The organism is Mesorhizobium sp. M0060, from assembly GCF_040323155.1.
Taxonomy (GTDB): domain Bacteria; phylum Pseudomonadota; class Alphaproteobacteria; order Rhizobiales; family Rhizobiaceae; genus Mesorhizobium.
The window spans coordinates 43,517-68,834 of the sequence record NZ_JAMYUP010000029.1 but is presented as its reverse complement, the minus strand read 5'-3'; the positions used below and the strand labels follow the sequence as shown (position 1 = coordinate 68,834).

The 25,318-nt window shown below is 61.9% G+C and carries 23 protein-coding genes and 4 pseudogenes; 13 read left to right on the top strand and 14 right to left on the bottom strand.

What is annotated here, in order from left to right; translation table 11 throughout:
• The 9 genes and pseudogenes from NKJ94_RS23970 to NKJ94_RS23925 all read right to left on the bottom strand — a co-directional run.
• Positions 1–160 (bottom strand): annotated as a pseudogene (locus NKJ94_RS23970) (amino acid ABC transporter permease); the annotation flags it as partial.
• 264 nt (positions 161–424) lie between these two features.
• A complete protein-coding gene (locus tag NKJ94_RS23960; RefSeq protein WP_352528444.1) occupies positions 425–1,525 on the bottom strand; it encodes a histone deacetylase-like amidohydrolase in 1,101 nt (366 codons plus the stop codon).
• An 8-nt stretch (positions 1,526–1,533) separates the two neighbouring features.
• A complete protein-coding gene (locus tag NKJ94_RS23955) occupies positions 1,534–3,117 on the bottom strand; it encodes a GMC family oxidoreductase (protein WP_352528442.1) in 1,584 nt (527 codons plus the stop codon).
• Positions 3,118–3,128: 11 nt separating this feature from the next.
• Positions 3,129–4,217 carry a branched-chain amino acid ABC transporter permease gene (locus tag NKJ94_RS23950; RefSeq protein WP_352528440.1) on the bottom strand — a complete coding sequence of 363 codons (1,089 nt, stop codon included), beginning with the start codon at positions 4,215–4,217 and terminating at the stop codon, positions 3,129–3,131.
• Between the two features lie 8 nt (positions 4,218–4,225).
• Positions 4,226–5,113 carry a branched-chain amino acid ABC transporter permease gene (locus tag NKJ94_RS23945; protein ID WP_352528438.1) on the bottom strand — a complete coding sequence of 296 codons (888 nt, stop codon included), beginning with the start codon at positions 5,111–5,113 and terminating at the stop codon, positions 4,226–4,228.
• A 4-nt stretch (positions 5,114–5,117) separates the two neighbouring features.
• A complete protein-coding gene (locus tag NKJ94_RS23940) occupies positions 5,118–5,846 on the bottom strand; it encodes an ABC transporter ATP-binding protein (protein ID WP_352528436.1) in 729 nt (242 codons plus the stop codon).
• Positions 5,843–6,664 (bottom strand): ABC transporter ATP-binding protein, encoded by an 822-nt coding sequence (locus NKJ94_RS23935; protein ID WP_352528434.1) that lies wholly within the window; start codon positions 6,662–6,664, stop codon positions 5,843–5,845. The genes NKJ94_RS23940 and NKJ94_RS23935 overlap by 4 nt, the downstream gene beginning before the upstream one ends.
• 89 nt (positions 6,665–6,753) lie before the next feature.
• Positions 6,754–8,052 carry an ABC transporter substrate-binding protein gene (locus tag NKJ94_RS23930; protein ID WP_352528432.1) on the bottom strand — a complete coding sequence of 433 codons (1,299 nt, stop codon included), beginning with the start codon at positions 8,050–8,052 and terminating at the stop codon, positions 6,754–6,756.
• Between the two features lie 36 nt (positions 8,053–8,088).
• Positions 8,089–9,522: an amidase gene (locus NKJ94_RS23925; protein WP_352528430.1), complete on the bottom strand. Its 1,434-nt coding sequence runs from the start codon at positions 9,520–9,522 to the stop codon at positions 8,089–8,091.
• A gap of 130 nt (positions 9,523–9,652) precedes the next feature.
• On the opposite strand from NKJ94_RS23925, the gene NKJ94_RS23920 reads away from it, so the two are divergent.
• The gene (locus tag NKJ94_RS23920) at positions 9,653–10,618 is read left to right on the top strand and encodes a LysR family transcriptional regulator (protein ID WP_352528428.1); all 966 of its coding nucleotides are present in this window, start codon (positions 9,653–9,655) and stop codon (positions 10,616–10,618) included.
• 135 nt (positions 10,619–10,753) lie between these two features.
• Here NKJ94_RS23920 and NKJ94_RS23915 read toward each other — a convergent pair whose 3' ends face one another.
• Both NKJ94_RS23915 and NKJ94_RS23910 read right to left on the bottom strand, forming a co-directional pair.
• Entirely contained in the window at positions 10,754–11,491 is a 738-nt protein-coding gene (locus NKJ94_RS23915) for a hypothetical protein (protein WP_352528426.1), read from the bottom strand.
• A gap of 377 nt (positions 11,492–11,868) precedes the next feature.
• Positions 11,869–12,795, bottom strand: a pseudogene (locus NKJ94_RS23910) (LysR family transcriptional regulator).
• 400 nt (positions 12,796–13,195) lie between these two features.
• Here NKJ94_RS23910 and NKJ94_RS23905 point away from each other — a divergent pair.
• From NKJ94_RS23905 to NKJ94_RS23870, 8 genes and pseudogenes are all read left to right on the top strand, one after another.
• Positions 13,196–13,975 carry an ATP-binding cassette domain-containing protein gene (locus NKJ94_RS23905; protein WP_352528454.1) on the top strand — a complete coding sequence of 260 codons (780 nt, stop codon included), beginning with the start codon at positions 13,196–13,198 and terminating at the stop codon, positions 13,973–13,975.
• 13 nt (positions 13,976–13,988) lie between these two features.
• Entirely contained in the window at positions 13,989–14,648 is a 660-nt protein-coding gene (locus NKJ94_RS23900) for an ABC transporter permease (protein ID WP_352528424.1), read from the top strand.
• 11 nt (positions 14,649–14,659) lie between these two features.
• Positions 14,660–15,391 carry an ABC transporter permease gene (locus tag NKJ94_RS23895; RefSeq protein ID WP_352528422.1) on the top strand — a complete coding sequence of 244 codons (732 nt, stop codon included), beginning with the start codon at positions 14,660–14,662 and terminating at the stop codon, positions 15,389–15,391.
• Positions 15,381–16,067 (top strand): annotated as a pseudogene (locus tag NKJ94_RS23890) (alanine racemase); the annotation flags it as partial. The gene NKJ94_RS23895 and the pseudogene NKJ94_RS23890, both read left to right, overlap by 11 nt.
• Before the next feature lie 107 nt (positions 16,068–16,174).
• The gene (locus tag NKJ94_RS23885) at positions 16,175–16,546 is read left to right on the top strand and encodes an alanine racemase C-terminal domain-containing protein (RefSeq protein WP_352528420.1); all 372 of its coding nucleotides are present in this window, start codon (positions 16,175–16,177) and stop codon (positions 16,544–16,546) included.
• A 1-nt stretch (position 16,547) separates the two neighbouring features.
• Positions 16,548–17,393: a transporter substrate-binding domain-containing protein gene (locus NKJ94_RS23880; RefSeq protein ID WP_352528418.1), complete on the top strand. Its 846-nt coding sequence runs from the start codon at positions 16,548–16,550 to the stop codon at positions 17,391–17,393.
• A 69-nt stretch (positions 17,394–17,462) separates the two neighbouring features.
• Positions 17,463–18,719 carry a CapA family protein gene (locus NKJ94_RS23875; RefSeq protein WP_352528416.1) on the top strand — a complete coding sequence of 419 codons (1,257 nt, stop codon included), beginning with the start codon at positions 17,463–17,465 and terminating at the stop codon, positions 18,717–18,719.
• Between the two features lie 433 nt (positions 18,720–19,152).
• Positions 19,153–19,578 (top strand): DUF309 domain-containing protein, encoded by a 426-nt coding sequence (locus NKJ94_RS23870; protein ID WP_352528414.1) that lies wholly within the window; start codon positions 19,153–19,155, stop codon positions 19,576–19,578.
• A 102-nt stretch (positions 19,579–19,680) separates the two neighbouring features.
• Here the strand turns inward: NKJ94_RS23870 and NKJ94_RS23865 are convergent, their stop codons facing one another.
• From NKJ94_RS23865 to NKJ94_RS23855, 3 genes and pseudogenes are all read right to left on the bottom strand, one after another.
• The gene (locus NKJ94_RS23865; protein WP_352528412.1) at positions 19,681–20,148 is read right to left on the bottom strand and encodes a Ros/MucR family transcriptional regulator; all 468 of its coding nucleotides are present in this window, start codon (positions 20,146–20,148) and stop codon (positions 19,681–19,683) included.
• 223 nt (positions 20,149–20,371) lie between these two features.
• Positions 20,372–21,691, bottom strand: coding sequence for a DUF2130 domain-containing protein (locus NKJ94_RS23860; protein ID WP_352528410.1), 1,320 nt, complete (start codon positions 21,689–21,691; stop codon positions 20,372–20,374).
• Positions 21,692–22,228: 537 nt separating this feature from the next.
• A pseudogene (locus NKJ94_RS23855) lies at positions 22,229–22,571 on the bottom strand (sulfite exporter TauE/SafE family protein); the annotation flags it as partial.
• Between the two features lie 283 nt (positions 22,572–22,854).
• Here NKJ94_RS23855 and NKJ94_RS23850 point away from each other — a divergent pair.
• From NKJ94_RS23850 to NKJ94_RS23835, 4 genes are read left to right on the top strand one after another with little or no spacing between them, the layout of a single operon-like run.
• Complete coding sequence (locus NKJ94_RS23850) at positions 22,855–23,301, top strand: thiosulfate oxidation carrier protein SoxY (protein WP_352528408.1); 447 nt, start codon at positions 22,855–22,857, stop codon at positions 23,299–23,301.
• 15 nt (positions 23,302–23,316) lie between these two features.
• The gene (soxZ, locus tag NKJ94_RS23845) at positions 23,317–23,643 is read left to right on the top strand and encodes a thiosulfate oxidation carrier complex protein SoxZ (protein ID WP_352528406.1); all 327 of its coding nucleotides are present in this window, start codon (positions 23,317–23,319) and stop codon (positions 23,641–23,643) included.
• A gap of 54 nt (positions 23,644–23,697) precedes the next feature.
• Complete coding sequence (locus tag NKJ94_RS23840) at positions 23,698–24,039, top strand: c-type cytochrome (protein WP_352528404.1); 342 nt, start codon at positions 23,698–23,700, stop codon at positions 24,037–24,039.
• A gap of 6 nt (positions 24,040–24,045) precedes the next feature.
• Entirely contained in the window at positions 24,046–25,314 is a 1,269-nt protein-coding gene (locus tag NKJ94_RS23835; protein WP_352528402.1) for an NAD(P)/FAD-dependent oxidoreductase, read from the top strand.
• Positions 25,315–25,318 lie beyond the last annotated feature (4 nt).

Sequence of the window (25,318 nt, the reverse complement as noted above, 5' to 3'; positions counted from 1 at the left end):
CAACTATCGCAGCTACCGTTGGCGTCACGAAGTCTTCGACCTCGAGCAGGCCGACTAGCAAGGGAAGCCCGTAGAACGCGACGAACAATTGGAGCACGACGGGGACACTCCGGGCATAGGATACGTAGAGGTCGGCCAGTTGACTGATCTGCGAAATCTTGCCCAGCGTGCCGTCGTCCTTCAGCTCCTTGAGCACCCTGTTCACGTCGTCGAGCAGGGCCTTGTTCTCCTCCGAAACTGCGGGCTTCTACTTCTCTCAAATCGTCACGATCAGCGAATGGCGGTATCGGTGGTTGCGTGTCCATGATTTGAGCCTGCACAGTGGCCGGCTCAAGCTTGAATAAGGGCTGAGCTCGTCAGAGGGCTGGCGGCGACGGAAATTCGCCTTGGTAGTCGACCATGATCGTCCAGTCCAATCCGAATTCTAGGCGATGCCGCCTAAAAGTTTCTCCGCCTTGGAAATAGCGACTGTCTGGTGCGGCTGCAGCGGCTGGCCGGCATAGGCTTCGAAGACCGGCAGGAACGGGTCGTCGATACCGGTCCTGATGCCGGACAATTGCTCCATCACCGCCAGGCCGCAATAGGGCACGTAGGCGGCCGAATAGCCGCCTTCATGCGACATCATCAGCCGCCCGCCGCAGAGGTCGTCCGCCGCCTGCATCAGCAGCCGCGTCATCTCGCGGTAGCTGCCGCTGTGCAACATCATGCGCCCCAGCGGATCAGCCGCCGAGGCATCGAAGCCCGATGGCACGACGATGAGATCAGGCTTGTAGCGATGGAGGGCCGGCAGCACGATCCGTTCGAAGACCGACATGTAGGCGCCGTGGCCGCACCCGGCCGGCAGCGGCACATTGATGTTGTAGCCTTCGCCCCCACCATCGCCGCGTTCCTTGTGAAAACCGCTGTCATGCGGATAGAGCCCATCCTGGTGGATCGAGATCGTCAGCACGGACGGGTCGCCATAGAAGGCGGACTGCGTGCCATTGCCGTGATGTACGTCCCAGTCGACGGTGGCGACCCGCCCGAAGCCATGCTTGGCCCGGTTCTTCAGTATGGCGACCGGAACGTTGCCGAACAGGCAAAAGCCCATGCCTTGCGCGCGCTCGGCATGATGGCCGGGCGGCCGCACCAGCGCATAGCCATTGCCGACATCGCCGCTCAACACCGCATCCATCACCGCTGCTGTGCCGCCTGCAGCCAGACAGGCGATCTCGTAGCTGCCATGGCCGAAGGGGGTGAGATAGCTCGCATCGCCGCCGTGCCCGTCGCTGAGCAGCTTGATGCGGTTGACATAATCGCGGTCGTGGAACAGCGCCAGATCGTCCTCGCTCACCGGGACCGAGGCGATCATCGACAGTTTTTCGGTGAGGCCTGAAACCTCCATCAGATTGCGGAACCGGCGCTTGGTCGCGGCATTCTCCGCATGCTCGCCCGGCTCGATGGTCAGGCTCGGCTGAAAGAACTGCGCGGCGTTGCCGGTCTCGTGCCAGAGATAAAGTTCGTGGAAATTCCAGCCCGTCGTCATCTCTTGCCTCACCCCGCCAGGATCATCGACGCCGCGCGTTCGGCGATCATGATCGTCGGCGCGTTGGTGTTGCCCGAGACCATCTTTGGAAAGACCGAGGCGTCGGCGATGCAAAGCCCGTCCAGCCCGTGCACCTTCATAGACGTGGGGTCGACGACGGCCATCGGATCGGTGCCCATGCGACAGGTGCTGGTCGGGTGATAGAGCGTCGTGCAGTGGCCGCGAATGTACTCAGCGATCTCGGCGTCGCTCTCGCATTCGGCGCTCGGCGTGATTTCGCCGACCAGCATTTCGGCAAGCGGCGACTGCGCCGCGATCCGGCGGCTGATGCGGATGCCTTCGACCAGCGTGGCGATGTCGGAGCCGTCCTCGTCGCTGATGAAATAGCGCGGGTCGATCGCCGGATACTCGACCGGATTGGCCGAGCGCAGGCGGATTTCGCCGCGGCTGTCCGGCCGCTGCAGCGTGGTGTGCAGCGTGATGCCGGGCTTCGATGACAGGAACCGCACATAGTCGCGATGCGGGCTGATGGCGCCGTAAAGCTGCAAATCCGGTTCGACATCGGGCCGGCTCTTGACGAAGCCGCCGGCCGCCACCCAGGGCGAGGAACGCGGACCGCTGCGCGATGTCTGCCATTCCTGAAAGTCGCGCTGCAGCGTCTCGTCGGTCCAGGCGCCGACGCCGATCTTGTCCTTCGTATAGAAGGTGATCGGAATGTTGATGTGGTCCTGCAAATCCTTGCCGACGCCCGGCAGGTCGTGCACGGGGGCAACGCCGACCTGGGCGAGCTCGTCGGCTGGGCCGATGCCGGAAAGCAGCATCAGCTGGCAGCTGCCGATCGAGCCTGAGGACAGCACCACCTCACTGTCGGCAAAAGCGGTCTCCGGCACGCCATTGACCAGATAGCGGATGCCCCTGACCCTGCCCTTCTCGACGATTAGGCCCGTCGCCAGCACCCCGGTTCTCACAGTCAGATTGGGGCGCTCGCGCGCTGGGCGCAGATAGGCCTTGCTGGTGCCCCAGCGTTCGCCGTTCTTGATGGTGAACTGGAAGAGGCCGACGCCTTCCTGCTCGACGCCGTTGAAATCGCGGTTCTGCTTGTAGCCGGCGGCCTTGCAGGCATCGATCCAGGCAAGCTCGTTGGGATCGATATGCCCGACATTGCCGATATGCAGCGGCCCGTTGGCGCCGTGCAGCGGGTCGTTGCCGAGTTCGGCATTGCTTTCACAGGCCTTAAACACCGGCAGCACGTCGGCCCACGCCCAGCCGGGACAGCCGATGGCCGCCCAGCCATCATAGTCGGACGGCAGGCCGCGAATATAGATCATGGCGTTCAGCGCACCGGAGCCGCCGATCATCTTGCCGCGCGGCCAGAACACCCGCCTCCCGCGGCAGCCTGCCTGCGGCTCGGTGTAATAGCCCCAGTCGACGGCGGTGTTGAACATGGTCGGCCAGTCCGAGGGCACGTCCGAGGCAAGCGGCGCCTCGCGCCCGGCCTCCAGCAACAGCACCTTGCGGGCAGGATCGGCGCTGAGCCGGTTCGCCAGCACGCAGCCGGCCGAGCCGGCACCCACTATGATCGTATCGAACATCGTTAAGTCTCTCATTTTCCGGCCGGGGCCGGGCTTTGCACAATGTTGCTGTCTATTGGCTTTGCGTCAGTCAACTTGGCGCGGCGTCGCGTGAGCCAGTGGACGAGATCGCCGAAGCGGCCGACCAGCCCCTTGGGCATCAGCACCACCGACAGCGCGATGATCAGGCCGAGGCCGAGCGTGCGGAACTCGCCGCTCTCGCGCATCAGTTCGTCGGCCAGCACCAGTACCACCGTCCCCACCAGCGGCCCCCAGAACGTGCCAACGCCGCCGACCACGACGATGGCGATGATGAACATCAATTGCGACATCGACAGCACGCCGGGGCCGATCGCCTGGAAATGCGCGGCATAGAAACCGCCGGCCAGCCCGGTGAAGAAGGCGGAGATGCCGAAGACCAGAAGCTGTGCCTGGAAGCGGTTGACGCCGCGCGCCACCGCATAGTCCGGATTATCCTTCAGCGCCCGGAAGGCAAGGCCGATCGGGCTTTTGACGATCGCGTAGGTGAACACCATCGTGAGCGCGAACAGCACCGCGATGATGGCGTAGTTGCCGACCAGCCACTGCGCGCGCAGCAAGGCCCTGGTGCCGAGATCGCCGAACCGGGCGAAGCCGACGGCGCCGCCGGTGAACTGACGGCAGACGGAACCTACCATGACGAAGCATTCGGTGTCGGTGACGATCAGCAGATACATCGTCTGGGCGATCGCCAGCGTCAGCAGCGCCACATAGACGCCGGTCAGGCGAAGGCAGGCGAGGCCGACGACCAGCGAGAACAGCACCGCGCCCAGCGCGCCGGGCACAAGTGCTGCCCAGACGTTCCAGCCGAAATAGAAGCAGAGCATCGCCGTCGCATAGCCGCCGAAGGCGAAGATCGCCATTTGCGCCAGCGAGAAGATGCCGGAGAAGCCGAACAGGAGGTTCCACTGCGAGGCGATCGTCGCATAGAACAGCGCCAGCACGATCTGGCCGAGGATGTAGCGGCTGTCGACCAGGAACGGCAGCGCGATCGCCGCCGCGATCAGCACCAGACTGATGACAAGATCGGTCCTGGCCGAGCGGGACATGGCGGAACGCGACATGGGACGTGTCTTTGTCATGATGCCCCTCACATGCGCCGGATTTCGGCGCGGCCGAAAAGGCCGGACGGTCGCCAGATCAGCACGGCAATGACAACGAACAGCAGCGACGGAAACCCCCAGCGGGCGCCGAGCGCATACTGGACGAAGGATTCGAGCAGCGCCAGGCCAAGCGCGGCGGCGACGGCGCCCGGCAGATTGCCGAGACCGGCGACCACGCACATGATGAAGGCCTTCAGCATCGGGTCATTGCCGAGCGGCGGCGACAGCTGCGTCATTGACGAGACCATGACGCCGCAGATACCGGCGAGCGCGCCGGATAGCATCAGCACCTGCAGATAGACGCGGTTGACGGCGACGCCCATGAGCTGGGCCGCGTCGCGGTTCTGCGCCGTCGCCCGGATCGCCCGGCCCATCCGCGTGCGGCCGAGCGCCAGCGAGACCACCACCATCATGACGACGACGACCGCGATGATCAAAAGGTTCTGCCAGGGCAGCGTCAGCGGCCCGACGCGAAAAGTGCCTGCGATCGAAACCGGCTGCTTCAGCGGCTGTCCACCATAGGTAAGGAGGATGGCGTTCTCGAGCGCGATGCCGATGCCGACCGTGGCGATCATGACATTGGCTTCGAATGTCGACTTGTCGTTCTTCAACAGGTTGCGCACTATTGCGAAATAGAGGATGGCGCCGGCCACAGCACCCACGAGGATAGCGCCCATGAAGCCTATCGCGATCGGCAGGCCGAGCGAGGTGATCACCGTGAAGGCGACATAGCCGCCAAGCGTCAGCATCGCCGCATGGGCCATGTTGAGCATGCCCATCGATCCCCAGACCAGCGACAGCCCGACCGTCGCCAGGGCATAGAGCGCGCCCGAGGTGAAGCCGGCGACGAGAATGGCCATGAGCACATCGACCATGGCGTCAGCCTCCAAGATAGGTTGCGAGGAGCTCGTCGCGCGCCATCAGCTCGGCGGGCTTGCCTGACCAGACGATTGCGCCGTCGTCGAGCAGATGCAGGCGGTCGGCGAGATCCTCGACCCGCGCAGGGTTCTCCTCCACCAGCAGGACGGTCCGACCGGCCTTGCTCAGTTCGGCAATGACGCCGTAGACTTGGTCGATGATCAGCGGCGCCAGGCCGAGTGACGGCTCGTCGATCAGAAGGATGCGCCCGCCCATCATCAGGCCGCGGCCGATGCCGACCATGCGCCGTTCGCCGCCGGACAGGCTCGAGGCGATCTGGTTGCGGCGGTCGGCAAGCTTCGGCAAAAGTGCGTAGACCTCGTCCAGCCGGCGCGTGATCTCCGCCTTGTCCGGTGCCAGATAGGCGCCCATCAGGAGGTTTTCGAGCACGCTCATCTGCGCGAACAACATGTCGCCCTGTGGCACGTGTGCGACGCCCAGCATCGCCGTCTCATGCGGCTTGCCGGACAGGCGCTGGCCGTCGATACCTATCTGCCCAGCGCGCAGCGGCACCAGGCCGGAGATGGTCTTGAGCAACGTCGACTTGCCATGGCCGTTCGGGCCGACGACGGTCACGAACTCACCGGCATGAACGGTCAGCGAAATGCCCTTGAGCACGTCGAGCCCGTCATAGCCGGAGACGATGTTGTCGAGCTGCAGGACAGGCGGTTTTGCGGCTGCGCCCATCATGGCATCCCCATTGTGAAAGGGTTCGCAGCGGCCTGGTTGTCGAAGAATTTCTTCAGTCGTTTCTGCGTGCCCTGGCCGAGATAGGTTTCGACGACGGTCTGGTCCTCGGCGACCTTGTCCGGCCGGCCCTCGAAGATCACCTTGCCATGATGCATGATGATGACACGATTGGAGAGTGCCAGCAGAAAGCGCATGACGTGCTCGATCAGGACGATGGTCAGCCCCTGGTCGCGCAGTTTCAGCACCATCGCCATGATGTGGTCGATCTCGGCGACGTTGAGCCCGCCGACCGGCTCGTCGAGGAAGAGCATTTTCGGCCGGGTGGCGATGGCGCCGGCAATCATCAGGAGCTTGCGGTCGAGCACCGGCAGCCGCGCCACGGTCTCGTCGGCCTTGGCCGCAAGCCCGACGAAGTCCAGCGCCTCGATCGTCGCCTGCCGGACATCCTCGCCGAGGCGGAAGCCAGCCAGCCTTCGCCGCTGCCGGCCAAAATAGGCGGCGATATCGATGTTTTCGCGGACGGTCAGGCTGTCGAAGGCGGCATTGAGCTGAAAGGTGCGGGCCATGCCGAGCTGGCAGATGCGGTCGGCCGGAAAGGCCGATATGTCGGTGTCGCCGAAATGCACGCGGCCACCGCTGGCCGGCGTGATCCCGGTCACCACGTCGAAGAAGGTCGTTTTGCCGGCGCCGTTCGGCCCGCCAATGCCGACGATCTCGCCCGGATTGACCACCATCGACACGCCGTCGACGGCGGCCAACGAGCCAAACCGTCTGACCACTCCGTCACAAACCAGCATCGGGCCCGCGGCCTCAGTCATCTCGTTTGCCTGGCATTTTTTCTCTACCTGGTGGCAACCGGTCGGGCGCAGAACCCGGCCGGTTCGTTGGTTTCATTTCTACGCTCGGCTCATTTGATCCATGGCGGCAGGATAAAACTGTCCGTCGCATAGAGCACCGGCGCGATCAGCTTCGGATCGGTCTTGTAGTCCTGATGCTGCAGGAACTGGTGCGGCATGCCAAGCGACGGATCGGCCACCTGCGTCGGATAGCAGAAGGCCGACTGGCCGGCCGGATCGGCCCTATAGGTGCCGTTGACCCCGCGATAGACCAGGCGCTTCATGGCATTGGCCACCTTGGTGGTCTGCTCCTTGTTCATCGGTTCGCCCGGACCGCCGGCGATCGCCGCGGCAAGCGCCCACATCCACAGGCCGTCATAGGTCTGCGATCCCGTGATGTAGGCGGAGTTCGGACCGAATTTGGCCCGGTAGCTCTCGCGGAACGGCTTAGAGAAATCGTCCGGCAGACAGCCGATCACCGTCGAATAGACGACGCCGTTGACTGCCTCGCCGCCGATCTCGCGGAAAGCCGGCAGCGATGGTCCGTACTGCATGTAGATCAGGCTGTTGATCGGCTCGGCGAGGAACTGGACCATGAACTGCGCCAGGTCCTGCGGCAGGAAATGCGTCACCAGGATCGCCGCCGGCGGGTCCTGGCGGAGTTTTGCCAGCGTCGGTCCCCACTGGTTGGTCGGGAACGGAACGGTCTCGAACAGGCTGACCTCGAAGCCGTATTCGGCGGCCTTGTCGCGGATCGCGTTGGCAATGACGATCGAATATTCGTTGGCCGACGGAATGATGGCGATCTTCTTGTTCGGCGCCTTCCATTTGCCGTCCGCGGCAAGCGTCTTGAGGAAATTCAGGCAGCCCGGTCCATACCAGAACTCCGGCGGGTCGCCCTGGAAGGAGCTGTAATAGCGGGCCGGGTCGGTCTTGAACTTCTCATTGTGCGAAATCAGCGTGTTGTAGTGCATCATGATGACGTCGTTGTCGGCGGCGACGTCCATCTCGATCATGTTGGTGCCGAGATTGTAGCCGTTGATGATGACCGGCGCCTCGAAACGGTCGATCAGGCGCTGCATCGACTGGCTTACGAGGTCGGCGCCCATTTCCTTGGTGTCTTCGATGTGGATCTCGACAGGCCGGCCGAGAATGCCGCCCGCCGCATTGATCTCCTCGGCAGCAAGCTCGAGACCGTTCTTGAACTCGATGCCGTCGGCGGCGGCGATGCCGGACATCGGCAGGGCCGAACCAACCGGAATTGGCGTGGCATCCTGGGCGATTGCGGCATTGTTCATGTCGGCAAGAAGCGCGGCTCCGGCCGCACCCGCACCGACCACGCCTTGCAGCATTGCACGTCTGTTCATCATGGCAAAGTTCCCTTTTTGGCGTTGGTTATGGTCTTTTCACGCAAAATCCTTCAGGCGAAACGCTTGGGTTATGGGCAGAAAAGCGGCCTCCAGGTCGGCCGCCGCCGACAGCACGCGGGCATCGTCGCCGCGCGCGCCGATGATCTGGAAGCCGACCGGCAGGCCCGCCGCGGTCATGCCGCAAGGGATGACGCAGGCCGGTTGCTGGCTGAGATTGATCGGGTAGCTGAACGCCGCCCATTCGGTCCAGCGCGACAGGCCGCTTCCTAAGGGCACTTCAAGTCCGACGTCGAACGCCGGCACCGATGTTCCCGGCGAAACGATGAAATCATAGGCGTCGAGCAGCCGGTCCATGGCGGCGCCGAATTCGGTGCGCTCCAATTGCGCGGCGACGAGCGCCTGGACGTCGAACGCCGCCCCCGCGCGCGCGATCTCCAGGAAGCCCGGATCGATGCCCGCCCGTTCGCTTGGCGCAACCAGCGCCAGCCGCGCCGCGGCGCCGGTGAACCAGTGATGCTGGAAAAGATCGAGAAGATCGCCACCCGGAAGATCAATCGGCTCGACCGTCGCGCCAAACGCATCGAGATACGTCAAGGCTTGAGAGACGGCGGCGGCCATCCCGGAATCCAGCGCTCCTGACGGCGGCTTCGACCAGTAGCCGATCCGGGCGCCCTGCAAAGTGTCTTCGATCCTGCCAAGCGGCGAAAGCGTTCCCATGCCCTGCTGCCAGTCGCTGATATCGCGGCTGGACATGGCGTCGGCCATGACGGAAAGATCAAGCGCTGTCCGCGCCATCGGTCCGATATGAGCGACGGTTCCGAACGCGCTCGACGGATAAGCCGGCACGCGGCCGAAGGTCGGCTTCAGTCCGGCGATGCCGGTGAACGAGGCCGGGATACGGATCGAGCCGCCGCCATCGGTGCCGAGATGGAAGACGCCGGCGCCGGTCGCGGCCGCCACTGCCGCTCCGCCGGAAGAACCGCCGGGCGTCTTTTGCGCATTCCAGGGATTGCGCGTGATGCCGTAGAGGCCGCTGTCGGTGATCGCCTTCCAGCCGAATTCGGGCGTCGTTGTCTGCCCGATGAAGACCGCGCCCGCTCTGCGCAGCAGGGCAACGGCGGGAGCATCCCTGTCATAGGCGGCAGAAGTCGTCGTCCTGCTGCCGTAGCGCACGCTCCAGCCCTCGACCCAGACGATGTCCTTCAGCGTCGTGGGTATGCCGTCGGCGGCGGACAGCGGCTCGCCTGCCCGCCAGCGTTTCTCGGAGGCATCTGCGGCCTCGATCGCACCCTTGCGGTCGATCATGGTGAAGGCGTTGAAAAGCGGATTGATCGCTTCGGCGCGAGCCAGCGCCGCCGTCGTCACCTCGACGGGCGACAGCGATCCAGCGCGGTAGGCGGCGGCAAGCTCCGCAGCGCTCAGGCGGCACAGCTCATCGGCGTCGGCAATGGGAGAAATCCCATTCGGCATGCAGTTCGAACCCCTCACTCCATGGCCGCTCTTCCGGCAGCCTTGTCAGCCCGGGCAATCTGGCGGGTTTCTTCGTCACTATAAAATGTATTGTTGTGGGGAACATTCGTTATTTAATGTAACAAGAGCCATGAACCTGACCATCCGGCAGTTGCGCTATGTCTGCGAAGTCGCCCGCCTCGGCAGCGTGCTGGCGGCCTCCAGATCGCTTTACATCTCGCAATCCTCCATCCTGGCGGCGATCACGCTGGCCGAGGCCGGGATGGGGGCGCGCATTTTCGACAGGCGGCCGGCGCGCGGCGTCTCCATCACGCCGGCCGGCCAACGCTTCGTCGCCGCCGCCCGCATCATGCTGGCGGCGGAAACGGAGTTCAACCGGTCGATAGGCGATCTCAGCGGGCGCATGCCGAAGGTCCTGCGCATCGGCTGCTTCGAGCCGTTCGGCGCCCTGTTCATGCCGGAGATGCTGCGCAGCTATCTCGACAGCGTCGGCGATGTCGAGATCGACCTTGTCGAGGCCGACCAGGTCCAGTTGCAGGAACGGCTTGTCGCCGGCCATATCGATCTCGCCATTCTCTACGACATCGGCCCGATCGGCATCGACAGCGTCACCCGCATCTGCAAAGTGCCGGCGCATGCCGTGCTCAATGCGGACGACCCCCTCGCCGCGCGCGACGGCATCTGGCTGGCGGAACTGGCGGCACGGCCGCTGGTGCTGCTCGACCTGCCGCACACGGCGACCTATCTTCTGACCCTGTTCGACGTGCTGGCGAAACGGCCGGAAGTGCGCTTTCGCACGCGCTCCTATGAAACGGTCCGCTCGGCCGTCGCTTCGGGCTTCGGCATGGCCGTCCTCAACATGCGGCCGATCGGCCGTGCCACCGCGGATGGCGACGACATCGTCCGCAAGCCGATCTTCGATGAATTGCCGCCGCCGACACTGATCGTCGCCGACATGTACGGCTCGGCAAAGCCGCTCTTCGTGCGTGTCTTCATCGAGATATTCCATCGCTTTTTCACCGCAGTCGGCCCGGCGGGCTTTTCGGTGACGACACCGGAGCGCGAACCTTTCCTGCTAGTCGCCAGAGATGGCTGAGCCGCCCCCGCGCGTTGCGCGCAACTACAGAGACCGGCTAGCGTTGCAACCGCGCCCGAGGCGGCAGATTCCTGATCGAGATGTTTGAGATCGACGGACAGCATAGCGACAACTCTTCGGTGCGCGCCTACGTTTTCACCGGCACCAATGCTCGATCGCCAGTGTAATCGCCTTTGTGCAATCGACGAGATCACGGACCGACACACGTTCGTTGGGTTGATGGGCTTGAGCCGGACCCCGGACCGAAATTGACGTTCGGGGTATTTCCCAGGCCCGTCGGCAAGCCGCGATCAAGCTGGAAGACCGGGGGGCGAAACGCCAAGGCGCGAGGCGCAGCTTGCGATCGCCCGCGCCATGATCCGCGCCGGCCGGCCTCTCTAGTCTCATCCCGAAACCCAGCAGTGACGCATGACTTATGTGGCTGTGGTCGCCACGAAGATGCTTGACGCGTAGCTTTACACCAGGTTTGACCCACTCCGCGGCCGGCCTCTCCTTGACGGCCTCTGGCCTCGGCCCAGCATGCTCCGGGACGCGTTTCCACAGCCGATCCTTCATGTCGCGGCCGAAGGTGATGAAGGCAGAACCGCGGTATTTCCCGGTGCCCGGCTCGGCCAAACAGGCGAATGCCGCCTCGCCTCGCTCGCGCTTGACGCCGAGCAGCTCAAATTCGTCGATCGTCCAGCTCTTTGTCTTCAGCCAGTTCGACGTCGGGTCGCTGCGATATTTGCTGTCGGCTCGTTTCGAGACGGTTCCCTCGATTCCTGCCTGGTCGACGAGGTAGAAGATCGCCTTTGGGTCACCAAGCATAGCCTCGCTGAAGGACTTCGGCGATTTCCTCTTCGACGTCGTCAAATCGCGTATACGGACGACCATCTCTCTCCCGTACCGAGGTAAGCGGCACGGGGCGAAGCATGAGTCCATCTGGTGTCGATGAGTCGCTCATATCCCCCTCAAGCCGGCATTCTGCAGAGTCGGAAAAAGCGCTGGAAGGATTTTTCAAGAATTCGCGAAAATCTTACGGCTCGCAACCAAATAGCACCGGCACGGCTTGGACGGTGACTCAGCCTAGGATCGTCGCGACGACGAGGCTATCGCGGACGGCGAATGAGTGGGATATGAGCAAAGCCGTTATGGCGCTGTTTCGCTGAACGTCGCAAAAGATGCAGTCCAAAATGACCCGAGGCCGGTTTCGACCTGCTGCATCTACACGGTCTGCGATTCGAATCCCCTCAAGGCAGGATGTTGCGGCTTTACAAATCAGGACGTTCCGGCCGGTCCTGCGCGCACTCGACGAGCACATTCATTGCTTCCTGAAGCAGTGTGCCCAACCGCCGGCCTTTTTGCCAGAACACGACGTAATGATAGAGCGCGCTTGGCTCAAAGGGGCGGACTTCTACAGGAAAGAACGCAAACTGCCGGGCGGCAAAGGTGTTGCTGCTTGAAATGCCTAGGCCTGCGGCGACGAAACTGACCTCTTGACCGATGACATCGACCTGTATCGCCAGATGCGGTTCCGCCCCCATGTATCTCAGGGCGTTCTCATTCATGAGGTGGGATTGCATCCGGGGTTCGACATCCGCAAGCGGTTCCCCTACGAGGTCTTCCGGCCTGATGATGTCCTTTTAGGTGAACCGGTGGCCACGGGGGAAGATGTAAACATTGGTTGCGGTAGTCGCCGGGCACCAGTCGAAGACGTTGCCGTCCAGCGGCAGCCGCGCAATTCCGAGGTCGGCGCGTCCCTCCAGCACGTGGTCCGCCACGTCCGGGTAGGTGCCCGACTTGAGAACAATCCCTGCGATCGGCTGACGTGAGCGCAGCTTGCAAAAAGCCTCCGGAAGAAGTCGGAGCGAGAAGACGTGCGGCGCCGCGATGCTGATCGTGTCGCTATCGACACCCTTGAGAGACGCGACCGTCTTGGCAATCCTCTCCATCTGAACGAAGGTTGCGTCGGTATCGCGAAAAAGGGTCATCGTCTGGGCGGTCGGAAGAAGCCGCCCCTTGTCACGCACGAACAATTGCACTCCGAGCAGACCCTCCAATATCCGAATTTGCTGGCTGACGGCCGGCTGGGTGATTTCGAGCACCTTGGCAGCAGCCCGCTCCGAGCCCGACCTGACGACCTCGCGCAGGAGCTGAAGCTGGCGGAGCGTGATGCCTGTTTTCGAGATTTCCACCATGATGAGGCTTCCGTGCGGCTGCCGATTGCCGCCTTTCCCGTACAAAGATCAACTTATACCGTTATGCCGATTGCGCCACGCCGATTGCTTGCTGCAGCGCTAGGGGACGGTCATTCGCGTTGAGACGACATTGGACCATATTAGCTGAACTTATCGAAAAATAATTTCGCTTATAAATTGACCTCGGGAAGCTCGCAGGCAATTCTGAGGTTAAGACGTCGTTCCGAAGGCGCTCGGCGCCACCGGAGCAAAGGGGCGCTCCTACACATCGACAACCGAAAGCAAAAGGGTGGTGCCGCTCCATGCGCGCAGCAAGGGCTTTGCCGTGTCCAGCATTCCCCGTGGCTCGTATCGGCGGCACGCAGTCTCCAGCGCGGAGTGCCTGATGCCGAGCGGTCCGATGTTTCACCAGCCGCACGGCATCCGCGCCGAGCGCATCGAAAAGCGCCTTGGCGGCAACGATGTCCTGCGTGGCGTAGATCTCAACGTCCGGCCAGGCGAGATTCTCTCGATCGTTGGCAGCAGCGGCTCGGGCAAGAGCACGCTTCTCCGGTGCCTCAATCTCCTGACGGTCCCCGACCGCGGCGACATTTGGATCCACGGTGAGAAGCTGGCGATCCGAGCTGCATCGCAGCGGGGAGGCCAGTCCAGCGCCACCGACCATCGGCAGGTCCAGCGGATCCGGACGTCGATGGGCATGGTCTTCCAGAACTTTCATCTCTGGCCCCACAAGACGGCGCTTGAGAACGTCACGGAAGGCCCCATCCTCGTCAAGGGTATCCGGCGCAATGCGGCCGCCGATCTCGGGCGTCACTACCTCGCCAAGGTCGGGCTCTCCGACAAGGCGGACGCCCATCCCCGCCATCTCTCCGGCGGCCAGCAGCAGCGCGTGGCGATTGCCCGCGCGCTGGCGATGGAGCCACGCGTGCTGCTCTTCGACGAGCCGACCTCTGCGTTGGACCCGGAACTGGTGGGCGAAGTGCTGCGCGTCATGGCTGCGCTTGCGGAGGAGGGGCGCACGATGGTGATCGTCACTCACGAACTGGCTTTCGCGCGGGAGGTATCGACGCGGGCAGCCTTTATGCACCGCGGGCTGATCGAAGAGGAAAGCCCGCCGCAGGAATTCTTCACCTCTCCCGTCTCCAGCCGCCTTCGCGGCTTTCTCGCTTCACACCGATAGAAGGAGTTCGCGCATGGACGGGTTCGTGGTGCAGTTCGTCAGCGGACTGAAGACTACCGTACTGCTGGCGCTTGTCAGCGGCGTGCTCGGCATGGCGCTCGGATTGCTTGCCGCGGCTGGGCGATTGTCGCGGTGGAGGGCGTTAAGCCTCGTGGTCGGTTTCTACACGACGATCATTCGCGGCGTGCCCGAACTCATCATCATCCTGCTGATTTATTTCGGCGGAACGGTCGCCATCAGCGCCTTCTTCGGTCGTTATGTCGAGGTCAACGCGTTCCTCGCCGGGGTCGTTTCCCTCACCGTCGTCTTCGGCGCCTATACGGCAGAAATTTTCCGAGGAGCGGTGCTCAGCATACCGACGGGACAGATCGAGGCGGCCCGCTCGCTCGGGCTGCATCCGTGGCAGAACTGGCTGTTGGTCATCCTTCCACAGATGCTGCGCATCGCTCTGCCGGCACTTGCTAACCAGTCGATCTCTCTTGTCAAGGAAACGTCGCTGATCTCGATCGTCGGGCTGACGGACATCATGCGAGTCGCCGCCATCGGCGCGGGCTCGTTGCGGGCGCCGCTGACGTTCTATCTCGCCGCGTCGGCCCTCTATCTCGCGCTGACGAGTCTTGCGTTGTTGGTCTTCAACCTGCTCGAACGGCGTTTTGCCCTTCCCGGACACTGAGGAACGTTATCATGGATATTACGCTTCTCCTCGCCAGCACGGTCACTCTAGCCCGCGGCATTCCGCTGACGCTCCTCCTGACATTCGCATCGCTCCTTGCGGGCCTCGTCCTTGCTGTACCTCTGGCCTTCATGCGCGCGTCGTCTCGGCGGTGGTTGTCCCTGCCTGTACTCGCCTATACCTATGTGTTTCGCGGCACGCCGCTGCTCGTCCAGCTTTTCATCATTTATTACGCCCTCGGCCAGATCGGGGCCATTCGCTCGAGCGTCCTGTGGGTCCTGCTGCGCGATCCTTTCTGGTGCTGCCTGCTTGCCTTTTCCCTGAACGGCGCTGCTTACACGGCGGAGATTTTTCGCGGCGGGATCCAGGCCGTGGCCACTGGGATGATCGAGGCGGCGCAAGCGGTGGGCATGTCGCCGTTGCAGATCAAGCGCCGGATCATCTTCCCAATCGCCTTTCGAAGCGTGCTTCCCTCCTATGCCAATGAGGTTATCAGCCTCGTGAAAGCGACGTCGCTCGCCAGCACCGTGACCTTGCTGGAGATCACCGGCCTTTCGCGAAAACTGGTTTCGGAAACCTTTGCACCCTACGAGATCTTCATTGCCGCCGGCGTGCTCTATCTCGGCCTAACATTCCTCCTGACCAGCTTCTTCCATGCGCTGGAAGCCCGGTTGAATGGCGCGCCACGGGTAAAAATACACCCTTGTCGGGTCGCCCTGCAGCAGGTGGCCCATGAACAATAGTCCTCGTCAAAACCCATTGCCGCTCTGCGAGACTGCATGGCGTGAAATCGACTTGTCGGCCATCGCCTCCAACTATCGCGCCATCCGGGCGGTGATCGACCCCGACGCAAAAGTCTTCGCCTGCCTGAAACAGGACGCTTATGGATGCGGGGCGGGGAAGGTCGCGTCTCTCTTGTCCGCGGCGGGCGCCGACGCCTTCGGCGTGGTGTCGATCGCCGACGCTCTGGCCGTACGAAAAGCGGCGCCGGGAAAACCCATCCTCATGTATCCGGGCATTGGGCCGAACGCTGTCGATCTTGCCCGGGATCTCGATTTGACGATTTCGATTTCCGGTGAGGAGGACTTGGCCGGCTGGCTTGCGACCGGCGCGTCGCTCAAGGTTTTCGTGAAGGTCGATCTGGGCTTTTGGCGCGCTGGTGTGGCTCCTTCCGACCTCCAACGTCTGATCGATCTGTGCGCTTCTGAAGGCAATGTCGCCGTTGACGGTCTTTATGCCCATCTCAACGAGTTCGGCGACGCCGGCTCCTCGGCGCTGGCGCAGGTTGCACGCCTGACGCCGCTTCTCGAAGAGCTGAAGGCAAAGGGGCGCCTTCCCGCAACCGTCATGGTCTCAAGCAGCGAAAGCCTGCTTCACCACCCGGAATTCGACATGGATGCGGTCGATCCCGGTGCGCTCCTCTTCGGAATGACCCGTTCTCGCACCGGGAGCCGAACCCTGCCCATCCGCCCGGCCCTGTCGGCGATCAAGGCGCGTATCGTCGCGTCAAAACGTGCCACGACAGCATGGGGGCGCCTCCGGGCCTGCCGGGATACCACCCGGCCATGCGTCTGGCGGTGCTGGGGATCGGTTGGGGGCATGGGGTGCCGCGATACCTCGGTTCCTCGGCTTCGGTGCTCGTCAAGCGACGGCGCGCGCCCATCGTGCCGCCCATCCATCTCGAACATCTTCGCATCGATGTCACGGATATTCCCGAAGCGATGCTCGGGGACGAAGCGGTCCTGCTCGGCTCTTCCTGCGCGGACCGCATCACGCTGCCGGAACTCGCCGAAGCCTGGAACACGGACGAAACGGGCGTCGCCTGCGGCCTGCGGGAGAGCCTGCGACGGATAGACGTCGCACCACAATCGAAACCGAACCAAGAAGAAGGGGAATAACATGAAACGACATCTGAGTTGCGCCCTCGCGGCTTTCCTGCTGGTTGCCAGCCTCGCCCATGCCGGAGAGCGCACAGGGATCACCATTGCCTCGGAAGGAGCCTCACCGCCGTGGGACTATATCGACGAGAACGGCGCGCTCGTCGGCTTCGACATCGACGTCGGCAACGAGCTCTGCGCTCGGATGAAGCTGCAATGCACCTTCGTCGCCCAGGACTGGGATGGGATCATCCCCGGCCTTCTCGTGAAGAAATACGACGCGATCATCGCCGGCATGTCGATCACGGAAAAGCGCAAGAAATCGATCGCCTTCTCCATTCCCTATGCGGCGGCGCCGAACCAAATCGTCATGCGCCGGGGGCTCGGCCTGCCCCCCAGCGACATCAATGCGAAACTGAACCTGACGGACATCGACGCGGCGAAGAAGGAGATCATCGAAAAACTGAGGGAAAACCTGAAGGGCAGGACCCTCGGTGTCCTTCGCTCGTCCAATTCGGAGGCGGTCGTCCAGGAACTCTTCGGCGATCTTGCGGAGGTGCGCAGCTATGACAGCCAGGAGAATATCAAGCTCGACCTCACATCCGAACGTATCGACGGAGGCTTGGGAGACCGTTTGGTGTGGAAGCGGTTCCTCGACACGCCGGAGGGGAAGGCGGTCGAATTTTTCGGCCCGCAGCTTTCAGGCGGCACTTGGGGCCCCGGCGTCGGTGTCGGTCTTCGCAAGGAGGACGCCGATCTCGTCGAAGCCTTCGACAAGGCCATCGAAGCGAGCGTCAAGGACGGCGCGCTCGGCAGGATCAGCCAGAAGTGGTTCGGCGTGGATATTTCCCCGCAGCTCGCAAAGTGACCGCTCCCCAGCGACTTCCGGCGGCCTTTGGGCCGCCACTTCCTAAATTCATCTCCAAGGTACGCCACTATGTCTTTACCGTTCACGCTCGTCCTGACCGGGCAATCTCTCATTCATCATGATGTTCGGCAGGTCTCGGACGACGGATTTGCCGCGATCAAGGCGCTGATCCGGCAAGCTGATATCGCCTTTACAAATTTCGAGACGACGGTGTTCGGCCGGCATGGTGGATGGCCGATGAAGGGTTCCTACTTCGGCTGTTCGGCACCTGCCGTGCTGGATGCGCTGAAGGACATCGGGTTCAACGCCCTGGCGCTTTCCAACAACCATGCCTTCGACCTCGGCCCCCCCGGCGTTCTGTCGACGCTCGAAGAGGTGGCGGAGAGAGGATTCCTTCACGCTGGCATCGGTGTCGATGCCGCGGATGCGCGTCGGCCGGGAATGAAAACCTTCGGCACGAGACGGGTGGCGCTTGTTGCCATGGACGCGGGACCCGGCCCAGCGACTATGTACGCAGCCGACGCGACGGACCGACGTCCTGCGAGGCCCGGCGTGAACGGGCTTGACGTCTCGAGGCGATTTGAGGTCGATCCCAAGGTGTTTGCGAGCCTGACCGGCATTCAGGACATCTTCCAAAGCAGTCCAATGGAACGGGGCAACTATGCCCAGCCGCACGATCCGCCTGACCTTCAATCGACTGACGAGATCGATTTTTACGGAACGATCTTTTGCTGCTCCTCGAAGAACAGGCGCCAGATCCTGGTGGACGAGGCGAGCCTGCAAAGTCACCTCTCGACGATCCGTCGGGCCGCCGCGGAGGGTGCCTTCGTCATCGCCTACCTCCACCATCATCATTGGGAGCCCAACTGGCGGGAGGTTCCAGAATGGGTTCAGTCGCTCGCGCGCGCCTGCGTCGATGCCGGGGCAGGGGTGTTCGTCAGTCATGGTGCTCCTGTCCTGCAGCCTGTGGAAATCTATCGCGGCGCACCAATCTTCTTCGGGCTGGGTAATTTTCTCTTCCATCTCAATGAGGGCGAGGTGGTGTGGAGTGCGCTGGACGTTTGGAAGAGCGTTGTCGCGACGTGCCGCTTCGATGCTAGCTCTCGCCTTCAGTCGATCGATCTCCATCCCATTGTCATCGGCGGCGAAAGGCTGGACGCTGACAACTATCATGAGCGGATCGTTCCGGTTCCAGCCCCGAAAGGGCTAGCAACGGAGATGATCGAGGACTTGGCAGCCCGCTCACGGTCGCACGGCGTGTCAATCGCAGTCGAAAGGGGTCACGAAATGATAGGTGGCTGCTTGCGAGCGGAAGGCTCGCTTTGATCTCCCGGAATTCGGTGCACAACCGAGCGGGGACTCCGATGTCGTTCACATCCAGGCGTCTCTTAACCGCTCCTGTTGGACATCAGACCTTTATCGGCCTCCGTGGTCCGATTCTTCTCCAAACCACCAATGGCGACAGGCTACGTTCCTCATTTGTGCTTCGAAAGTCGCATAAAAAGGCAGTCTGAAATTGGGAGGAAAATCTCCAGAAACCGGAACTCAGCCCCATCCACGGCCTCAGCTCTGACATACGAAGCCTATGCCGTCAGCTCCATGTGACATGAATTGCCATCAACGCGCTTTCATGCTTGCTGGGCCGATGTCTCGTCCTCGCCTGCTGCCCGAAAAGAGTTTTCCGACCTATGCGTACCTGCCTGGCAAACATCCACATCCGGTACGTGACCCCTTGGGCCATAGCTACCGAAACGAGCCCGTGACCATCGCCCTTGCGAAAGCACTGGGCTCGGATGTCTTTCGATGGGGAATCGACCTTTTCAACCACGGCTATTACTGGGAAGCCCATGAGGCTTGGGAGCCTCTTTGGCACGCTGCGAAACGAAGCACGCAGCACCGCCTGTTGTTCAAAGGACTGATCCTGCTGGCCGCAGCCGGGGTGAAAATCCGCGAGGGAAAGCGGGTCGCTGCCGTGCGCCATGCGACAAAAGCTGCCGCGCTTTTTCGTCAGGTGGTGACGGTGCCGAGCCGGCTCTTTGAGACTGCGCTCGGGATGACACCTGCCGCGCTTGCAGAATATGCCGAAGCGGCCGTAACTACCCGGGCCATTTTGCCAGAGCCAAAGCCTGACCAGCCCGAGCCCGTTTTCGATTTTATTCTCGCACCAAAACTTGAGAGTGTCTGATCGGCAACCCTTGGTACCGTTCAGCCCAGCTTCGCCTGTGGAAGGCTGGTTACTCCCGCCTATTTTGTGTCCGGGCTACATAGGCCGACGGATCTGCAGCAATCAGGCCGCGGTCTTCTTGCGCGTCCGCTTCACCGGCGCCGCCTTTTCCGGTTCTTTCGGCTTTCGGCCGAGCCCCATCGTCTTGGCCAATGCCGAGCGCGCTGCGGCATAGTTCGGCGCGACCATCGGGTAGTCCGCTGGCAGGGCCCATTTGGTGCGATATTCGTCGGGCGTCAGGTTGTAGTGGGTCGCGAGATGGCGTTTCAACGACTTGAACTTCTTCCCGTCCTCAAGGCTGACGATGTAGTCCGGAGTGACCGATTTCTTGATCGGCACGGCAGGCTTGAGAGCCCCGGACTTATCCGGCGCAGCACCGCCGCCGCCGGTGCCCTTCAATGCGGCGTGGATCTGACTGATGAGGGCCGGCAAGTCACCGACCGGAACCGGATTGTTCGAGACATAGGCCGAGACGACGTCGGCAGTGAGTTCGATCAGGTTGTCGGCATTGCTTTCAGCTTCTTCTGTCACGAAACTCTCCTGGCGGCTTGAAAGACAGTCGGCGAAATTGTCCGTTTCATAGTGGCGGTTGGCGCCAAACGCAACGAATGCATTGGGCACTATTGCGATGCCTGTTCTGCACAGCGGTCATGGCAACGCATCCCGCGTCGTGCGCGTGTTGGTCCGTCCCCTGTTCGTCTGGCAAGCCGTTCCAGATTGCCAATCGTTTTTCTGTTGGCTCCATGCCGATTGCCTATTCGGCATCGGGCAGAGATGCTTCGATGGCCAGAACCTCCAAGCCCTCAATTTCTTGCATCACCTTTCCAGCGATACCTTGCAAATCGCCGTACATCCCGACGGTCGACTCGATTACGCCTTGTATTTGAGCCTCCCGCTTGGCCCACAGGCGTGTTGTGGCCTTGCGTTCCTTTGCCAGGTCCTCCTGCATATCAGAGAACTTTTCGACGATGGCCTCGACGCGATGGCGAAACCGCGGACCGGTCAGATAGCCATAGACCTGCTCCATTTTGGTAGCCTGGCCGTCCTGGGCGAGGCGGGAGTTCGCCAGCTCGATAAGGGATTGCCGGAGCAGGATGGCGATCGGCATCGCGCATTTGGGATGGGCGACATAGACCCCGTCCAGAAGATCGAAGGTTTCCACACCGGGAGGCAGCGCTTCCGAGATCATAAGCGCGATATCCGCCTTTGCGGCCCGCTGATCGGCCCTGAGCTTCCCCAGCCAACCCTGGCTCCAGTTCTTGGTGCGTTTCGACTCCCATAAAATGGCGCCGCATGGCTGGCCGGCCGGACCGACCACGCGGTGCAGAACATCTCCGCCGAACTCACCCTTGGCAACCGGTTCAATGATGTCCATCGGGAACCGGCTGGCAATGAGGGCTTCCAGCTCGAGCTCCAGCACTTCACCCTGCAGCTGCTGGGAACCCTGTTCCGCACGGCGCTTCAGCTCCTCAATCTGACGCTGCATGCCGGCGATCTGTTCTTCTTTTTCCGCAACCTTCATTTTAAGGCCGTCTTCGGCTTCCGACCTCGCCTTGACGCGAACGGCGTCCAATCCTTCCTGGATCTTCCTTTCGATGGTCAGCGCCATCTCTCGCTTTTCATCGTCAAGCGCACGCTGCTTTTTCAGGAATTCCGCCTGTTGCTGCTGGGCCTCGGTGAGCTTTTCGTCGCGCGCCTTCAACGTCGCCTCCAGCTCGGCAAGCTTCTTATCCTTGTCCTCCAGGTCTACCGAAAGCAGCAATTTTGCCTTGCGGGCTTCCTCGACCGCGATCCCGGCACGCTCAAGCTTGATTTGCTCTGCCACCTGGTTGGCAATCTCCTCTTTGGCGGCGGCGATCTCGGCCTGCTGGCGCTTGAGCTCCTCTTCTCTGGCAGCCATCGATGCCTTGCTCTGCGTCAGGCGCATTTCGTATTCTTCACGCGTGGCGGCAATCAAAGGGGCGGCGAGCGACTCATTGAGCTTGATTTCCGTCTTGCAGCTTGGGCAGCTGATCGTCGGTTCATTGAGAATCCTGTCCCCCTGCAGCATGGTATTGGTGGGCTGGATGGTCATCTGCGCGCTGCCTCCCTGAGGAATCTGTTTTAGGACCACGCCAGACTATATCTCGTCACGCGTTTTCGGAAAAGAACAAAGAGTGAACTTATGGGTTATCCCCGCCGCAAAGCTAGGGGAGCCGCTTCTTAAACTTGTTTTGTGGAATGATCGCCTGCGCGAGCGGCGGCAACCTCAGCATGACTCGATTGCCAGGCAGGTCGATTACCCTCGACGTGTATTTCCGAAATGTCGAGATCGCATGCAAATGCCGAATTCCGTCCTTTTCGCCTGGACGGAGCTGAAAGTTCGCTGGGCTGATTCTTTCATTGCACCGGCAATTCCGCCAGCTCTTTCAGCTTCCCGTTTCCGTTCGAAACTGAAATCTCTATCCGCGCTGATTGAGACCGTGATGTCGTCAAATTCACGCCTTTGACCCACTCGAGACCTTCGGGAGCCGATTTCCTTTCCAGAAACCGGGCGTTCGGCGGAACCGGCGTCCATGACCCTAACCCGTCCTTTTTCAGCCTTATCATGAATGTCGCGCATGCTTGTAAATCAGACATTGCGCTGGCGCGGTTCGAGCGCTCCAGTTAATTCGAGCATCTGATAGCAGGCCAAGAGTGTGATCAGAGATCCGACAACCCGCAAGAGCGTTCTTTCCCGCAATGCCTGTGACCATCTATCCCGACTGCGGTCCGCAAAAACGCCTCCAGCGATCAGGCCGGCAAACGAAGTTAGGTAGTCGCAGAAACCGCCGGCGTGCTCCCAACGGCCGGTAAGAATCGCGGCGAGGAATCTAAACGAGACCGAAAGGGCAATCAGGAACTCGCTCGCATTGACCGGTTCCGATGACGTACCGAGGCTATCCACTTGTGCCAAGCAGGCCGATGGCGGCGAGATATCTCTCGCTGGAAGCGGTCGAGCAGGAACTTCCAACGCTTCTATTGGTTTTAGGCCGCCGCAAACTCCATCGTGCAAGTTGAATAGTTGAATATCGTTATTGAACAGAATGCATTGGTTTAAAGGACGTCCATGGGCACTTCCGCGAGATTGCTCCCAGCGGTTGTCGGTGCTAAATTTAGCAGAAGCTGCCGCACTCATGTGTCCGAGTGCGCTGCCTGCGGCCGCCGATGTGTTCTTAAGGTGGCCTAAAGAGGTGGCAGGGTTTGGAGACCGGGACGATGAGCTTGACGCGCCGCGATGTGTTGATCGCAGGGAGTGCAGGCTTTGCCGGAGTCGCGCTCTTCTCGCCGCAGAGCGCGCGTGCGAACGATGAAGCGCTGGATCTCGTCGAACAGCTCACCGGACGGACGGCCACGGTATCGGATCGCCTTCACCTGATAATGCCGAGGGACTTCCCGACCGGCTATACCGTACCCACGAGTCTTTACATCGACAGCCCCATGACTGAGGCCGACCATGTGAGGCAAATGCGCGTGTTCGCGCCGCGAAACCCGCTTATCGAAGTCGCCAGTTTCCATTTCGTCCCACAACGCAGTCTACCTCGCGTGTCGACACGCATCCGTCTTGCCAAACCGCAACATGTCGTCGCTGTCGCCGAAATGAATGACGGCAATTTGCTGATGACCACGACGTGGGTCCGTGTCGCCACGGATGGCTGTGCCTGAGATCGGAGAGAGACAGTGACTACCCCGACACCACGCGTGATCGTGCCGAGCGCTGCCGCGAAGGGAGAGTTTTTTCAGGTCAAGACCATCATCAGCCATGAGATGGAAACAGGGCTACGCCATGATGATCAAGGCAATGTAATCCCGCGCAAGATCATCAACAGGTTTGTCTGCCGCTACAACCAATCCGTGGTGTTCAGCGTCGATCTCCACGAGGCGATTTCGGCTAACCCGTTCTTCGAATTTTCCCTGCGCGCGACGGAGAGCGGCCGGCTCGATTTCGTCTGGGAGGAGGACGGTGGTGCCGTCTACACGTTGTCGCACCGGCTCACGGTCGGTTGAGGTGGCGACGCAATCGAGCTGCGCGAATTATGGCGTGACAAGTTGAGTGGGAGCGTGACCGGAAAACTCCGAAACAGACGGGTATTCAGCATGCGCCCCGTCGCGAGATCTGCGATTGCCACGGGCCTCGTGCTTCTCGTCAGCCAATCCGGCGCGGCGGCGGGGGCCGATCAAGGCGCTCAACTCGCCGCGACCTGTGCGTCCTGCCATCGCCTCGATGGCGGCGGCACAGGCGTTCCCAGCATCATCCGGCTTGGTGAGGAGAGGCTCACCAACGCCCTGCTTGCCTACCGGGCGAGCGAGAGTCCAAATCACATCATGCACGCTATCGCGCTGTCGCTCAGCGACGAGGAGATCGCGAGCGTCGCGCGCTATGTCGCAGCGCAGGGAAAGTAGCGCGCCATGAAATTCTGGACGCGTCGCGAGTTCGGCCGCCTGACTGGAGCAGCGTTGCTAACGGCGCTCAACCAGCCGAAGGCGCGGGGCCAGGCCAAGGCGCGTGTCGTCGTGATCGGCGGCGGTATCGGCGGCGCAACGGTCGCCAGATATCTCGCCGTCAGCGCCACGGCTATCGAGGTGATCCTGGTCGAACCGCGGCAGAGCTACACGACCTGCTTCTTCAGCAATCTCTATCTCGCCGGGCTCCGCCCGTTCAAATCGCTCAGCCATGGTTATGAAGCGCTGGCAAGGCAATACGGCATCACCGTCGTTCATGAGTCCGCTGAAGCAATTGACCCGGCGGCGAAAACCGTTGCGCTGAACAACGGTTCGAAGCTCAGCTACGACCGTCTCGTTGTTGCGCCGGGCATCGCATTCAGGGATCGGGCGCTTAGGGGCTATGACGAAGCTGCGATGGAGATCATGCCGCACGGCTGGAATGCAGGGCCGCAAACCAAGCTGTTGCGCCAGCAACTGGAAAGCATGGAGGAGGGCGGCCTATTCGTCATCGTCGTCCCGCCGAATCCGTTTCGCTGTCCGCCCGCCCCCTATGAGCGCGCTTCGCTCATCGCCTCCTATTTCCAGCGCAGCAAACCCAAGGCCAAAATTCTGATCCTCGATTCGAAAGACAGCTTCAACGCGCAGGACCTGTTCCAGGACGCTTGGAACCGCCACTATCCGGGAATGATCGAATGGCTACCGGCCCAGTTCACCGGCGGGGTCACGGCGATCGACGCGAAGACCCGGTCGGTGATCACCGCGGGAGCAACATTCAAGGCCGCGGTGGCCAATGTCATCCCGGCGCAAATGGCCGGGCGCTTGGCGCAGCAGGCAGGGCTCGCCAATCAGTCGGGCTGGTGTCCGGTCGATCCGGTCACCTTCGAATCGGCGCTGCAGCCCGGCGTCCATCTGGTCGGCGACGCGATCATCGGCGGAGATATGCCGAAATCCGCCTTCTGCGCCAACAGCCAGGCCAAAGCCTGCGCCTTTGCCATCGCGGCCGATCTCACCGGATCAGCGCGTTTCCCGGCGCATTTGTTCAACACCTGCTACACCTATCTCGCGCCCGACGATGCGTTCAGCAACGCCATCAGCTTCAAGCCCGTCGACGGGAAGCTCAAGAGCGTCATCAGCTTCGTCAGCAAGGTGGGCGAGAGCGCCGATATCCGCCGGCAGGCTGCGCGCGCCGCGGAAGGCTGGTACGACGCCTTCACGCACGACGTGTTTGGCTGAAACG